This window comes from Halomonas sp. 3D7M (assembly GCF_014897885.1).
GTDB lineage: Bacteria > Pseudomonadota > Gammaproteobacteria > Pseudomonadales > Halomonadaceae > Vreelandella.
Window position 1 is genome coordinate 8,852 of sequence record NZ_JABUZF010000258.1, and the last position, 14,792, is coordinate 23,643.

At 57.0% G+C, this 14,792-nt stretch carries 14 protein-coding genes; 12 read left to right on the forward strand and 2 right to left on the reverse strand.

Features of this window, described 5'->3' with window-relative positions:
• Positions 1 to 588 (reverse strand): phenylacetic acid degradation protein PaaY (paaY, locus tag INT22_RS16305; RefSeq protein ID WP_193068571.1); only part of this gene is annotated, 588 nt, incomplete at its 3' end.
• 11 nt (positions 589 to 599) lie between these two features.
• Complete coding sequence (gene paaN / locus INT22_RS16310; protein WP_193068572.1) at positions 600 to 2,276, reverse strand: phenylacetic acid degradation protein PaaN; 1,677 nt, start codon at positions 2,274 to 2,276, stop codon at positions 600 to 602.
• Between the two features lie 363 nt (positions 2,277 to 2,639).
• Between paaN and paaF the strand changes: the two genes are divergently transcribed.
• The 12 genes from paaF to paaZ form a co-directional block, all read left to right on the forward strand.
• Positions 2,640 to 3,413: a 2,3-dehydroadipyl-CoA hydratase PaaF gene (gene paaF, locus INT22_RS16315; protein WP_193068573.1), complete on the forward strand. Its 774-nt coding sequence runs from the start codon at positions 2,640 to 2,642 to the stop codon at positions 3,411 to 3,413.
• Between the two features lie 16 nt (positions 3,414 to 3,429).
• Complete coding sequence (paaG, locus tag INT22_RS16320) at positions 3,430 to 4,221, forward strand: 2-(1,2-epoxy-1,2-dihydrophenyl)acetyl-CoA isomerase PaaG (RefSeq protein WP_146944972.1); 792 nt, start codon at positions 3,430 to 3,432, stop codon at positions 4,219 to 4,221.
• Between the two features lies 1 nt (position 4,222).
• On the forward strand, positions 4,223 to 5,761 hold the full coding sequence (gene paaH, locus INT22_RS16325; RefSeq protein ID WP_193068574.1) for a 3-hydroxyacyl-CoA dehydrogenase PaaH: 1,539 nt from the start codon (positions 4,223 to 4,225) through the stop codon (positions 5,759 to 5,761).
• On the forward strand, positions 5,754 to 6,236 hold the full coding sequence (gene paaI, locus INT22_RS16330) for a hydroxyphenylacetyl-CoA thioesterase PaaI (RefSeq protein ID WP_193068575.1): 483 nt from the start codon (positions 5,754 to 5,756) through the stop codon (positions 6,234 to 6,236). Before paaH ends, paaI begins: the two co-directional genes overlap by 8 nt.
• On the forward strand, positions 6,233 to 7,438 hold the full coding sequence (gene pcaF, locus INT22_RS16335; RefSeq protein ID WP_193068576.1) for a 3-oxoadipyl-CoA thiolase: 1,206 nt from the start codon (positions 6,233 to 6,235) through the stop codon (positions 7,436 to 7,438). The genes paaI and pcaF overlap by 4 nt, the downstream gene beginning before the upstream one ends.
• Before the next feature lie 68 nt (positions 7,439 to 7,506).
• Entirely contained in the window at positions 7,507 to 8,820 is a 1,314-nt protein-coding gene (gene paaK, locus INT22_RS16340; RefSeq protein WP_193068577.1) for a phenylacetate--CoA ligase PaaK, read from the forward strand.
• Positions 8,821 to 9,125: 305 nt separating this feature from the next.
• A complete protein-coding gene (gene paaA / locus INT22_RS16345) occupies positions 9,126 to 10,112 on the forward strand; it encodes a 1,2-phenylacetyl-CoA epoxidase subunit PaaA (RefSeq protein WP_193068578.1) in 987 nt (328 codons plus the stop codon).
• A gap of 98 nt (positions 10,113 to 10,210) precedes the next feature.
• On the forward strand, positions 10,211 to 10,492 hold the full coding sequence (gene paaB, locus INT22_RS16350; protein WP_009723077.1) for a 1,2-phenylacetyl-CoA epoxidase subunit PaaB: 282 nt from the start codon (positions 10,211 to 10,213) through the stop codon (positions 10,490 to 10,492).
• 11 nt (positions 10,493 to 10,503) lie between these two features.
• A complete protein-coding gene (gene paaC, locus INT22_RS16355; RefSeq protein WP_193068579.1) occupies positions 10,504 to 11,328 on the forward strand; it encodes a 1,2-phenylacetyl-CoA epoxidase subunit PaaC in 825 nt (274 codons plus the stop codon).
• On the forward strand, positions 11,312 to 11,923 hold the full coding sequence (paaD, locus tag INT22_RS16360; protein ID WP_226912827.1) for a 1,2-phenylacetyl-CoA epoxidase subunit PaaD: 612 nt from the start codon (positions 11,312 to 11,314) through the stop codon (positions 11,921 to 11,923). The genes paaC and paaD overlap by 17 nt, the downstream gene beginning before the upstream one ends.
• Before the next feature lie 19 nt (positions 11,924 to 11,942).
• The gene (gene paaE, locus INT22_RS16365) at positions 11,943 to 13,025 is read left to right on the forward strand and encodes a 1,2-phenylacetyl-CoA epoxidase subunit PaaE (protein WP_193068580.1); all 1,083 of its coding nucleotides are present in this window, start codon (positions 11,943 to 11,945) and stop codon (positions 13,023 to 13,025) included.
• 83 nt (positions 13,026 to 13,108) lie between these two features.
• On the forward strand, positions 13,109 to 14,792 hold a 1,684-nt coding region (gene paaZ, locus INT22_RS16370; protein ID WP_226912828.1), incomplete at its 3' end, for a phenylacetic acid degradation bifunctional protein PaaZ.

A 14,792-nucleotide genomic window follows, 5' to 3' on the forward strand; every position in this document is an offset into this window, starting at 1 on the left:
CTGCTGCTTGGGTTGTGTATCACCGGCCAGTAAGGTTGGCCGGTCAGCATCGAGCTCTGTCAGCGGTTCACAAGGTTCCAAGCTATCACGGCAACGGGTCACTAAACGCTGATACTCTTGAGTACCCTGCTGCTTCCAAGCAAACTCTTCGTCGCTCAGCGCGCGCTTCACCTTTGCAGGTGCCCCCATCACCAATGACTGTGGCTCGCATTCAAACCCCGCTTTGACGAAGGCTGCCGCCGCCACAATAGAGCGCTCCGCTATGTGGGCACCGTCCATCACTACAGCGTTCATGCCGACCATGGCATCACGCCCAATCACGCAGCCATGCAAAACCGCGCCGTGGCCAATATGACCATCTTTCTCAACCTTAGTGACGCAGCCAGGAAAGCCGTGCATGACGCAGGTATCCTGCAGGTTCGCCCCCTCTTCCAGCACCAAACGGCCGAAGTCACCGCGCATCACCGCGCCGGGGCCAACGTAACAATTGGGGCCAACAATCACATCCCCGATGAGCACTGCGGTCGGGTGGACATAAGCTGTCGGGTGCACGACTGGCGTCACCCCTTCAAGTCGATAGAAAGGCATCACGTTCTCCGTTAGTTCTGTTGGCCGTGGCGACGGCTTTGCACCACCACAAAGCGGTTGGCGACAAAGGCTTGATTACATAGCGAGGCATTGGCCGCCGGATTACCGCCGGTGGCGTGAAAGTCACTGAAAGCAGCCGACTGGTTGACGAATATCCCCCCATCCAGGTTCAACGAGAGCGGGGTTGCCACTTCCATCGCCAGCTCTTCGAGCTGGTTGGCCACTGTCTCATCGGTGGTATAGGCACCGAGGGTTATCGCGCCTTTTTCTCGAATCACCTCACGCGCCAGCTTAATGCTATGCGCGGTATTCTCAGTCGCGATAACAAAGCTGATGGGGCCGAAGCGTTCCTCACTATAAGTAGCCTTCTGTTCTGCATCTACCTTGAGGATAAGCGGCGTATGAATGCGGGCGTCAGGGAACTGAGCGTGCGCTCGCGGCTCGCTATCCAACGCTATTGCGCCCAAGTCACGGCACGCATCAATGCGTGCTTGCGTCTCCCGCGACTGGAGGGCACCCAGCACCGTGCAGGCGCGGTCGTTGTCGCTTAGAAACGCTTGGACAGCTTTGGCAAGCGCTGCCGCCACGTCGTCAAAACTTAACGGGCCATCTGCTGTTGCAATACCGTTTCTGGGTACATAAATAGCCTGAGGGGTCGTACACATCTGTCCGGAATAGAGGCTCAGCGAGAAAGCTAGGTTCGCTGTGACCGCTTTGAGGTTTTCCACGCTGTCGATAATGACCGTGTTGACACCGGCTTTCTCAGCGAACACCTGAGCCTGAGTGGCGTTCTCTATCAGCCAATCGCCAAAAGCATTGGAGCCAGTGAAATCGATCAACTTAACCGCAGGATCAAGCGCCAGCGTTTTGGTCAGCGGCGCATCCACAGTGTCGGGAGCTAAACTCACTAGACAGGGATCAAAGCCCGCTTCTTCAAGCACCTGCTGAGCAACCCGTGTGGTTATCGCCACTGGCAGAATAGCGCCAGGATGCGGTTTAACAATGACCGGGTTGCCTGTCGCCAGACTGGCAAACAAGCCGGGATAAGTGTTCCAGGTAGGGAAAGTAGAACAGGCCACTACTAGCGAGATACCGCGCGGCACGATGTGAAAACGCTTATCCATCACGATAGGTTCATGCTTGCCCTGAGGCTTAACCCACTTTGTGGTAGCGGGAATCTGCGCCATCGCCTGCCAGGCATGGGCCACGGCTTCAAGTCCGCGATCTTGGGCATGCGGCCCACCCGCCTGAAACGCCATTAACGGCCCCTGGCCGCTAGTATGCATCACCGCCTGGGCGATCTCAGGGCTCATGGTATTTAGCCGTGACAGGATTTCCAGACATACCCCCACACGCGCCTCAGCCCCGGCATCCCGCCAGTCACGCATTGCGACTTGCATGGCCGCTATCAGCTCGTCGGGGTTTGGCTGGTCATAAGTAATGCCAAGTTCAAACCCATAGGGTGACACTTCGCCCCCCACCTGCTGAGTGCTGCCAACACGATTAAGCGTAAATGGTTGATTGAGCAGTGACTCAAATCTCGATGGTGCCGCTTTAACGGCATCTTCCGGGTATTTGCGCATGCTTTCTGGATAGGGTGTCCAAAAATCACGCCTAGAGATGGCGCCGACAGCCTGGTTAAGAGTCTCACGGTGAAGGTCAAACATCTGCTGCGCTGATTGCGTCATGGGGCGCTCCTGCACTCATTTTTTGATACGCTATATCAACGAAGATTATATTTACCGTAACAAAACATCAAACGCTTTGCCTGTCACTGCTTACTCGAGCAGTAGCTAATCACCATCAAAAAATGCGATAAAAACTGGCTTATGGTGACTTTCATTAGTTACTTCCAGGCATTTAATACCATGGTCTAGCATTGATTTTTTATTCGCAAAAACAAACACAAACCATTGTTAAAAATACACAAATCATCAAAACCGCCAACAAGCGACACGTTATCAACCAACAATAAGCATTGATGCGTATCAAAATAAATCTATACTCGGCAGATATTCATCCTGTGCGCCACAGGCCGAACTGAGGTAACAATGCCCACTACGCTCAAAATAACCCCACCCCTGGAAGGCGTTCTATGCATCACGCTGAATCGCCCTGAAGCACTGAATGCGCTTAATACGCAACTGCTCGGCGAGCTCGCCGACACCTTGAGCGACGCGGATAGTAACGACAACGTGCGCGCCGTGGTGATTACCGGTAATGCAAAAGCATTTGCCGCCGGTGCGGATATTAACGAAATGGCTGAACGTGACTTGGTGGGCATGCTGGAAGATCCTCGCCAGCACCACTGGGCCACCATTACGCGTTTTCGCAAACCGATTATTGCCGCGGTCAACGGCTATGCCTTGGGCGGCGGCTGCGAACTAGCCATGCATGCCGACATCATCATTGCCAGCGAAAACGCCCTGTTCGGCCAGCCAGAAATCAACCTGGGCATCATGCCCGGCGCTGGTGGCACACAGCGCCTGCTTAGGGCGGTGGGCAAATCACTGGCGACCCAGATGGTGCTGACTGGCGAGCCCATTTCCGCTCGCCGCGCCCTCGAAGCTGGCCTGATTAGCGAAATTACCCAGCCCGAATTAACCCTAGAGCGCGCCATGGCCATTGCAACACGCATTGCTTCCAAGGCTCCGCTGGCAGTGCGCTTGGCGCGGGAATCGTTACACAAGGCGATGGATACTGACCTAGCCACCGGCCTGCGCTTTGAACGCCATGCGTTCACCTTGCTGGCGGGCACCGCTGACCGCGAAGAGGGCATTCGCGCCTTCCAAGAAAAACGACCTGCCACTTTTCAAGGGCACTGACACAAGGATACTCCCCATGAGCCAAGCGCCCCTGCTTTACAGCGTGGAAGACGGCGTCGCCCGTATCACGCTGAACCGCCCCGACAGTCTGAACAGCTTCAATACTGACATGCATGCCGAAATGCGTAAGGCGTTAAAAGCCGTGCGTCAGGACGCCAGCGTTCGCGCTTTGTTACTGACCGGCAACGGCCGAGGCTTCTGCGCCGGTCAGGACCTTTCCGACCGCAGCGTCGCGCCCGGCGAGCAAGCGCCTGACCTCGGTGAGTCGCTTGAGAAGCGCTACAACCCTATGCTGCGCGCCCTTAAAGATATGCCGTTCCCGACTATTTGTGCGGTAAACGGCGTGGCCGCCGGAGCCGGTGCTAACATCGCCCTGGCTTGCGATATCGTATTGGCCGCGCGTTCAGCAAGCTTTATTCAGGCCTTCTGTAAGATCGGCTTGATTCCAGACTCCGGCGGTACTTGGACACTGCCTAACTTGGTCGGCATGGCGCGCGCCAAAGGCCTAGCAATGCTGGGTGACAAGCTTCCCGCCGAGACCGCCGAGCAATGGGGCATGATCTGGCGCTGCGTCGATGATGAGGCGCTACAGGAAGAAGCCATGAACATGGCTCGCCATTTGGCCACTCAACCGACGCGCGGCTTGGCACTGATCAAGCGCGCCCTGCACGCCAGCAGCGATAACAGCTTCAACGAACAGCTCGACCTGGAACGCGACCTACAGCGCCTAGCCGGACGCACGGAAGATTACCGCGAAGGCGTCAGCGCCTTTATCGAGAAACGTCGTCCCACCTTCAAGGGAGAGTGAGATGTCAGCCCTCCCCACGTCCGCCGTTATTGGCGTGATCGGCGCAGGCGCCATGGGTGCCGGTATCGCTCAGGTTGCCGCCCAAGCTGGCCACTCGGTGGTCTTGCATGACAATCAACCGGGTGCCGCCAAAGCGGGCATTGATAACATTCGTCGTCAGTTGGAAAAGCGTGTTGCCAAGGGCAAGATGAGCCAAGGGGATGTGGATAACATTATTGCTCGCCTGCAGCCCGCCGATGCTATCGATGCCTTAGCCGACAGCCGTTTGGTTATCGAAGCTATCGTCGAAAATCTTGAGATCAAGCGTCAGGTATTCGCCCAATTGGAAGCGTTATGCTCAGCGGATACCCTGCTCGCCAGCAATACCTCGTCGTTATCGATTACCTCCATTGCCGCGAACCTTGAACACCCAGAGCGCATGGCGGGAATGCACTTCTTCAATCCCGCCCCCATCATGAAGCTGGTGGAAGTGGTGTCGGGCTTGGCGACCACCAGCGAGGTTGCTGAAACCCTGTACGCTACTGCCGTTGCCTGGGGCAAGGTCGCGGTGCACGCCAGCTCCACCCCAGGGTTTATCGTTAACCGCGTGGCACGGCCGTTCTATGCCGAAGGGCTACGACTGCTGCAGGAAGGTGCCAGCGATGCCGCTACCATCGATGCGCTGCTGCGCCAGGCGGGCGGGTTTCGCATGGGGCCTTTCGAGCTGATGGACCTAATCGGTCATGACGTTAACTACGCCGTGACCCGCTCGGTGTTCGATGCCTACTACGGCGATACCCGTTTCGAACCTTCCTTAGTACAGCAAGCGCTGGTGGAAGCCGGACGCCTGGGGCGTAAGTCCGGCCAAGGCTTTTTTGACTACGCGGGTGAAAACGCTGCGAAGCCACAACCTAAGTTTGCGGCACCAGCAAACGCGGAACTACCCGCACTTGTCGTACAGGGCGACCCTGGCGTGATCGCGCCACTGTTAGAGCGCGCCCAGGAAGCTGGACTCGACGTCGTTCGTCGTGAATCACTGCTACCAGACGGCACGCCTCGCTTGTATCTGGGTGATTTGGCGCTGGCCCTTAGCGACGGGCGGTGCGCCGCCGAGCGCGCGGTCAATGAAAGTCTCGATGCCCTGGTACTGTTCGATCTGTGCCTGGACTACCGCAACGCCAGCGCCATCGCACTTGCTGCCAGCCACACCACATCACCCGAAGCTCGCCAACTGGCAACGGCGTTCTTCCAACGCCTGGGGATAGACGTGGCTTGGCTAACCGACACCCCAGGGCTGGTGGTACTGCGCAGCGTGGCCATGCTCGCCAATGAAGCTGCCGACGCCGTACTCCAGGGTGTCTGCAGCGCTCAGGATGGCGACCTGGCCATGCAGGCTGGCGTCAACTACCCCCGCGGCCCCTTGGCCTGGGCAGACTCACTGGGCCTGCCCTTCGTTCACCGCACTCTTACGCATCTACAGCAGAGCTACGGCGAACAGCGCTATCGCAGCTCGTTTCTGCTTCGGCGCAACGCCTTGAGCGAGGAAAGCTTTCATGAGTGATCCCCAACTAACCCCACAACAGCTGGCGGAAGCCTGTGCCGACGCGATGTTTTCCCGTGACCATGCCAGCCAAGGGTTGGGCATGCGCATTACCCGTGTCGCCCCCGGCTTTGCAGAACTGACCATGACTGTGCGTCAAGACATGGTGCAGGGGCACGGCAACTGCCATGGCGGATTTCTATTTACCCTGGCCGATTCCGCCTTTGCGTTTGCCTGCAATAGCTACGATGAAGCCACCGTCGCCGCTGGCTGCAGTATCGACTACCTCGGCCCTGGCCAGCTAGGCGACGAAATCACCGCCACCGCCGAAGAGCGTAGCCGCCGTGGGCGCACCGGTATTTACGACATTACGTTGCGCAATCAGCACGGCGATACCGTTGCCCTGTTCCGCGGACGTTCCTACAAAATTCGCGGCAGCGTACGCCGCCTGGAAGATACTGACGCAGAAAATACTGCTGCTGGAGACAACCTATGAAAGACGCGCTGATCATTGATGCCATTCGCACCCCGATAGGCCGCTACGGCGGCGCACTTTCCAGCATGCGTGCCGATGATCTGGGCGCCATTCCGATGCGCACCCTGATGGAACGCAACCCTAGCGTCGACTGGTCATTGATTGACGATATCTTTTACGGCTGCGCCAACCAGGCCGGGGAAGATAACCGCAACGTGGCGCGCATGTCCGCACTGCTGGCAGGGCTGCCGGTCGAGGTGCCCGGCACTACCATTAATCGGCTGTGCGGCTCAGGCATGGATGCGATAGGCAATGCCGCCCGCACCATTAAAACCGGCGAAGCGGGATTGATGATCGCTGGAGGGGTAGAGTCGATGTCGCGGGCGCCCTTCGTAATGGGCAAGGCCGAACAAGCCTTTTCACGCCAAGCTGATATTTTCGACACCACCATCGGCTGGCGCTTCATCAATCGCGCTATGAAAGCTCAATTTGGCGTGGATTCCATGCCCGAAACCGCTGAAAACGTGGCGGAACAGTTTGGTATTTCCCGGCAAGACCAAGACGCCTTCGCCCTGCGCAGCCAACAGCGCACCGCTGCCGCCATAGAGGCTGGCCGCCTTGCTGAAGAGATCGTTCCCGTCGCAATACCCCGCCGCAAACAAGACCCGCTGATCGTGGATACCGATGAGCACCCACGCGCTACCACAACCGCCGAGCAGCTCGCCAAACTACCCACGCCCTTTCGCGAAGACGGCAGCGTGACAGCGGGAAATGCCTCAGGGGTTAACGATGGCGCCTGTGCGCTGCTGATGGCATCTGCCGAGCAGGCTGAACGTTTCAGCCTCACGCCTCGCGCTCGCGTGGTAGGTATGGCCACTGCTGGCGTGGAGCCACGCATTATGGGGTTCGGGCCCTCTCCCGCTACCCGTAAGGTACTCGCCCAGACCGGGCTTACCCTCGACCAAATGGACGTTATCGAACTCAATGAAGCCTTTGCGGCTCAGGCCTTGGCGGTCATGCGTGACTTGGGACTGAGTGATGATGCCGAACACGTCAATCCCAACGGAGGTGCCATTGCACTCGGCCACCCGCTGGGCATGAGTGGCGCTCGGTTGGTGACCACCGCCCTGCATGAACTCGAACGTCGGCAAGGGCGCTTTGCGCTATGCACCATGTGTATTGGTGTCGGACAGGGCATTGCTCTGATCATTGAGCGCTTATAAGCCTCTCACCCCTGACTACAGCTTATAAAACGTAACTCAATAATAACTTGCTTGACCGGAGACTCCTGATGAATCAGCCCGCTACGCGTATCGACACTGCGACCCTCGACCCTTTGGAAACCGCCAGCGTCGACGAGCTGCGCGCCACTCAGGTCAAGCGCCTGAAGTGGAGTTTGCAGCACGCTTACGACAACGTGCCGTTCTACCGCCAGTCTTTCGACAAGGCCGGCGTACATCCCGACGATATTCAGTCGCTTGACGATCTCGCCAAACTGCCGTTCACCACCAAGGCCAATTTGCGCGACAACTATCCGTTTGGCATGTTGGCCACGCCGATGAGTGAGATCGTTCGCATCCATGCTTCCAGCGGCACCACCGGGCAACCCACGGTGGTGGGCTACACCCAGAAGGATATTGATGTGTGGTCCGATGTGGTGGCGCGTTCAATCCGTGCTGCTGGCGGCAGCCGTAATGACAAAGTACATGTGGCCTATGGCTACGGGCTGTTTACCGGCGGGCTGGGTGCCCATTACGGTGCCGAGCGGCTGGGCTGCGCGGTCATCCCCATGTCGGGGGGCCAAACTGAGAAACAGGTTCAGTTAATTCGTGATTTCCAGCCGGACATCATCATGGTCACGCCGTCTTATATACTCAACATCGCTGACGAGATGGAGCGCCAAGGCATCGATCCACGCACGCTGCCCCTGCGCACCGGCATTTTCGGCGCCGAACCCTGGACCGATAGCATGCGCACGGCTTTGGAGCAGCGCTTGGGCATCGACGCCCTGGATATTTACGGCCTCTCTGAAGTAATGGGCCCGGGCGTGGGCATGGAGTGCCTGGAAACCAAAGATGGTCCAACCATCTGGGAAGATCATTTCTACCCCGAGATCATCGATCCGGTCAGTGGTGATGTGCTGCCAGACGGCGAATACGGCGAGCTAGTGTTCACCACCTTGACCAAAGAAGGCCTGCCGGTGATTCGCTACCGCACCCGCGACCTGACCCGTCTGTTGCCGGGCACCGCGCGACCCATGCGCCGCATCGACAAAATCACTGGCCGTAGCGACGACATGCTGATCATTCGCGGCGTAAACGTGTTCCCCACCCAGATCGAAGAGCAACTGCTCAAGATTGCGTCGCTGTCACCCCACTATGAGATCGAAGTTAGTCGCCAAGGCAATATGGATATGGTGCTTGTGCGGGTAGAGGCGAATCATCATGACATCGCCCGCGACCCCACAGCTTGTGAAGATGCCGCAAAACAGCTCCAGCATGCCATCAAGACGTATATTGGTATCAGCACCCAGGTTGAGGTGTGCCCAGTAGAGAGCGTGATGCGCTCGCTAGGCAAGGCTAGACGCGTCAAAGATCTTCGCTGATTCAGCCACTAGCGCTTTAAAGCCTCGTATTGCCATCGATTGAGATGCTAGACCAACGCCCTTGCAGGCAACCCCTGCAAGGGCTTTTTCATACCCAAACAACCAGCTTTGATGAAAAAAATAGAACATTAAGAATCACTTACTCTTAGCCATTTTTCCTTTACAAACCAACCATATTGGCTTTATCCGTAATCACAAAGTCTTAAAGTGACACACAAAAATAGTTATTGATAAAATATTTTGTGTCACTATACTTCAAGTAAGATAAATCACACTCCCTGATAGTCCGATGCCGCGGAGGTTTTATGTACGCGCAGCTCGTTGAAACCGGTTCTAACAAACTCAAAACGCTTGATGAGATGGGTCCTGAGGAACGCCAGTTCCAGGAGCGCATCAATGACGAAATTAAAATAGAACCCAAGAATTGGATGCCGGATGCCTACCGTAAGACGTTGATCCGTCAGATCTCTCAACACGCGCACTCAGAGATCGTCGGTATGCTGCCGGAAGGTAACTGGCTGACACGTGCGCCAACCCTTAAGCGCAAGCTGCAGCTAATGGCCAAGATTCAGGATGAGGCGGGTCACGGCCTGTACCTCTATAGCGCTATGGAAACCCTGGGAGCCGACCGCGACGAAGAGATCGACAAACTTCACGATGGGCGCGCCAAGTACTCCAGCATCTTCAACTACCCAACGCTCAACTGGGCGGACATGGGCACGATCGGCTGGTTGGTAGACGGCGCAGCCATCGTTAATCAGGTACCGCTGCAGCGCACCTCTTACGGCCCCTACGCCCGCGCCATGGTTCGCGTGTGCAAAGAAGAGAGTTTCCATCAGCGCCAGGGTTATCAAATTCTGCTGACCATGATGCAAGAGGGCACCGACGATCAGAAAGCCATGGTGCAGGACTCCATCAACCGCTTCTGGTGGCCATCGCTAATGATGTTTGGGCCATCTGACGAGAACTCACCCAACAGCGCCCAGTCGATGGCCTGGAAGATTAAGCGTCACAGCAACGATGAGTTACGCCAGCGCTTCCTCGACCAAACCGTACCGCAGCTAGAGCTGCTGGGCTGCACCGCTCCAGACCCGGATCTCAAATATAACCAAGAGACCGGTCACTATGAGTTCGGTGAAATCGACTGGCAGGAGTTTTTTGACGTCGTAAAAGGCAACGGCCCCTGCAACCGCGAGCGTGTCGAAGCACGCCGTAACGCCATTGATAACGGTGCCTGGGTGCGCGAAGCCGCCGTGGCTTATGCCGCCAAGCGTCAACGCAAAGCCGCTTGAACTGGCAACGTCTGATTTTTAAAACCCGACGTTTAAAACACTATTTTTAGAACAATAGGGAGTCTCGCGAGACTCCTCTGACCACTGAGGCATTTCTCATGGCTGACTGGCCCCTCTTCGAAGTTTTTATCCGCAGCAAGCACGGCCTTAACCACAAGCACGTCGGCAGCGTACACGCCGCTGATCGCAGCATGGCAATCGAAAATGCCCGTGAGCTTTACACCCGTCGTAATGAAGGGGTGAGCATCTGGGTGGTTCCGGCCAGCGAAATCACCGCATCTTCTCCCGATGAGAAAGAACCGCTGTTTGACCCGTCTAACGACAAGGTCTATCGCCACGCATCCTTCTACAAACTGCCGAAAGAAGTCGGCCACATGTAAGGGAGGCTGTGATGCAAAACATGGCTCAAAAGAACACTGCTCAAAAAACACAAACCCCGTTGACCGATTACCTGCTACGCCTTGGCGACAACGCCTTGGTGCTTGGCCAGCGCCACGCACAGCTATGCGGCAAGGCGCCTGCGTTGGAAGAAGAGCTGGCCTTAATGAATGTAGGGCTCGACCTCTTCGGGCAAGCACGCAACTGGCTTGACTATGCTTCTGAACTGATGGCTTCTGAACTGATGGCTGCTGACCTGACGACTGACAAGGTAGATGCCGATCATCTGGCCTTTCGCCGCGATGCCCAGGACTTTCGTAATCTGTTGATCACCGAGCAGCCCAACGGTGACTTCGCCGACATCATGGGACGTCAGTTCTTGTTCGATGCTTGGCACGTTCATCTACTGGATGGCTTGTCCGAGTCCAGCGACCCGCGAATTGCCGAAGTGGCTGCCAAATCGCTCAAAGAAGCAACGTACCACCTCCGCCGCTCCTCTGAATGGGTGATTCGCCTAGGCGATGGCACCGAAGAAAGCCACACCCGTATGCAGCGCGCACTCGACAACCTCTGGCAGTTCACCGGCGAGCTATTGCAGGTCGACGAGATTGATCAGGCCATGATAGAGGCTGGTATCGCGCCTGACCCTGACACCATTGCCGCTCGCTGGAAAGCGACGGTGGAAGAGGTGCTTGAGGAAGCTACGCTTGAGCGCCCTTCCTATGACGCCTGGATGTATACCGGCGGCAAAGTCGGCCATCACACCGAGCACCTGGGCTTTCTATTGGCGGAAATGCAATACCTGCCGAGGGCATATCCCGATGCAACCGTCTGGTAACCCACCGCCAGCTCCTGCCAGTGATGGGCTTATCGATAACAGGTCTGATGACTGGCCTTCCAGTGACTTGATTGGCAGCGACCGGCGCGGGCTGCCACCCGCTGGCGAAAAAGGCGATGTCGACGCAGTACTGGCGGTTTTACAGCAAGTGCTAGACCCAGAAGTGCCGGTCGTCAGCGTAGTTGAGCTGGGAATTGTGCGCGCTATCGACTGGGTGGACGGTCGCTTGGTGGTCAATGTGACCCCCACCTACTCCGGCTGCCCGGCGACAGAAGTTATCGAACAGCATATTCATGAAGCACTGGTGGCCGCTGGCTACCCAGACCCGCTGATTCAGCGCCGCCTGTCACCCGCCTGGACCACCGATTGGCTGACCAACGCCGGGCGCGAAAAATTGCGCGCTTACGGCATCGCGCCGCCGGTAGGGAGCGCCAGCAAACGCAGCCTGACGGGCCAGTCTGACCCGGTAGTGCCCTGCCCGTTATGTGGCAGCAACACAACCGAACGCGTCAGCGAATTCGGCTCTACGGCTTGCAAGGCGCTCTACCGCTGCCGCGATTGCCTGGAGCCTTTTGATTATTTCAAGTGTCTGTAAAACGACGAGACCATTTCCCATGAGCCGATTTCACGCCCTGACCGTCAAGGATGTACGCAAGGAAACCCATGATGCCGTTTCCATTGCTTTCGATATTCCCGACGATCTGTTGGACGCCTTCCGCTTTACCCAAGGGCAGTACCTAACACTGCGCCGCGACATCGAAGGTGAGGATGTCCGCCGCTCTTATTCAATCTGCACTGGCGTTCACGAACATGAGCTAAGAGTCGCCGTCAAGCTGGTGCCGGGCGGTAGCTTCTCAACCTTTGCCAACCAGCAACTGCAGCCTGGGGAGCAATTGGAAGTAATGCCGCCTCAGGGCAAGTTCTTCGTGCCTCTCGACCCCAGTCGTGAAGGGCACTATCTGGCGGTGACCGCAGGCAGTGGCGTCACCCCCATCATGTCGATTGTTTCCACTACGTTGGAAAGCGAGCCAAAAAGCCGTTTTACGGTGATTTATGGCAACCGCTCCACCACGGGCACACTGTTTCGCGAACGCTTGCAGGATCTCAAAGATCGCTATCTCGAACGCCTCAATATCATCTATGTATTTAGCCGCGAGCAGCATGAAATCGATCTTTACAACGGTCGTATCGACGCCGATAAGTGCAACGCTCTGTTTGACCGCTGGGTAGACGTGCCCAAGCTCGACGCCGCGTTTATTTGTGGCCCGCACGAGATGACCGAGATCGTGCGCGACGTCCTGAGCCAACATGGAATGCCAAAGGAGAAGGTGCACTTTGAGCTGTTCACTACTGGCTTGCCAACAGCAGGTGCCAAACGCCGCCAGGCGGCCAGAGCCGATCAGCTTGAGGCTGAAACTTCACATATCAAGGTAATTATCGACGGCCGCACTATCGAATATAACCTGCCCCGCAATACCCAGAATATTCTTGACGCGGGTAACGAACACGGCGCCGACCTGCCGTTCTCATGCAAGGCGGGCGTGTGCTCCACCTGTAAGTCAAAAGTGATTGAAGGTGAGGTGGAAATGGACGCCAACTACGCCCTGGAAGATTACGAAATAGATGCCGGCTACGTACTGTCCTGCCAGTGCTACCCGATCAGCAGCAAGGTCGTGCTCGATTTTGACGAGGTATAACCCTTAGCCCACCTACTTCCAAGCCGGCGACTGCGTCGGCTTTGTTTATCCTTATACCCACAAGACAGGCGGGAGAACACACAATGCCAGTTTTGCAAAGTTACATCGCAGGCCAGTGGTTCGGACAAACCGAGTCCAAAGCCCTTGTCAGCGCTATCAACGGCACCACCGTTGCGCATACCCACCAAGAAGAGATCAATTTCCGCGAAGCGGTGGCGTACGCCCGCAACACCGGTGTGAAGAACATTCTGGCACTGGATTTCCAGCAGCGTGCCGCCATTCTTAAGGCGCTGGCCGCCTATATCCAAGAGCGTAAGCGTGAGCTCTATGCCATCTCTCACCATACCGGTTGCACCAAGGCCGACTCCTGGATCGACATCGACGGTGGTTTTGGCACCCTATTCACTTACGCTTCCACTGGTCGTAAGGAACTGCCCTCCGGCAATGTGGCCCATGAAGGCCCAGTGACGCAATTAGGCAAAGAGAACCACTTCAACGGCACCCACATTCTGGTACCCCGCCGCGGCGTCTCGGTGCATATTAATGCGTTCAACTTCCCTATCTGGGGTATGTTGGAGAAGTTCGCGCCCGCCTTTCTGGCAGGCATGCCGTGTATCTTTAAACCGGCCACTGCGACGAGCTACCTGACCGAAGCAGCCGTGCGCGTCATCAACGACTCTGGACTGCTGCCGGAAGGTGCGCTGCAACTGGTGGTCGGTGGAGCCGGTGACTTACTGGATCACCTGGATGAGCAGGACTTTGTCACCTTTACCGGCTCGGCAAGCACTGCCCTAATGCTGAAAAGCCACCCGAATATCATGGCCAAGAGCATTCCGTTCAACGCCGAAGCAGACTCGCTCAACAGCGCGATTATGGCGCCAGATATTAGCCCGCAAGACGAAGAGTTCGCGATCTTTGCTAAAGAAGTGGTCAAAGAGATGACCGCTAAGTCAGGCCAGAAATGCACCGCGATCCGCCGAATTTTAGTGCCCGCCGAGCATCTCGATGCATTGGCAGACACAATCACAGCGCGCCTTGCCAACATCGTCGTCGGCGATCCTCATCAAGAAGGCGTGCGTATGGGCGCACTCTCTTCCCGTGACCAGTTGAGAGACGTTAATCATGCCATCGAACAGCTGCTGGAAACCAGTGAGTGCGTCTTTGGCAGAGACGGCAGCTTCAAGCCTGTTGGCCAGGAGGTGGAAAACGGCGCGTTCATCTCTCCCCACTTACTGATCAACCGCAACCCACTGAACGACGGCGGTGCGCACGACACCGAAGCTTTCGGCCCCGTCGCCACGCTAATGCCCTATCGCGGCATTGATGAAGCCTTGACCATCGCCGCCAAAGGCAAGGGCAGCCTGGTAACCACGCTGACCACCAAAGACCCCGCTATTGCTGCTGAAATGATCCCTGTGCTGGCCGCCCAGCATGGCCGCCTGCAGATTTTGGATGCCCAGGCAGCCAAGGAATCCACTGGCCACGGCTCTCCGCTACCGATGCTCAAGCATGGCGGACCCGGCCGCGCAGGCGGTGGTGAGGAGCTAGGTGGCATTCGTGCTGTTCACCACTATCTACAGCGCACCGCTATCCAGGGCTCTCCGACCATGCTCGCGGCAGTCACAGGGGAGTATGTGCGTGGCGCGAAAGTGATCGAGAACGATATCCATCCGTTCCGCCGCCATTTCGATGATCTGCAGGTTGGCGAGTCGCTGTTAACCCACCGCCGCACCGTCACTGAAGCCGACATCGTCAATTTTGGCTGCC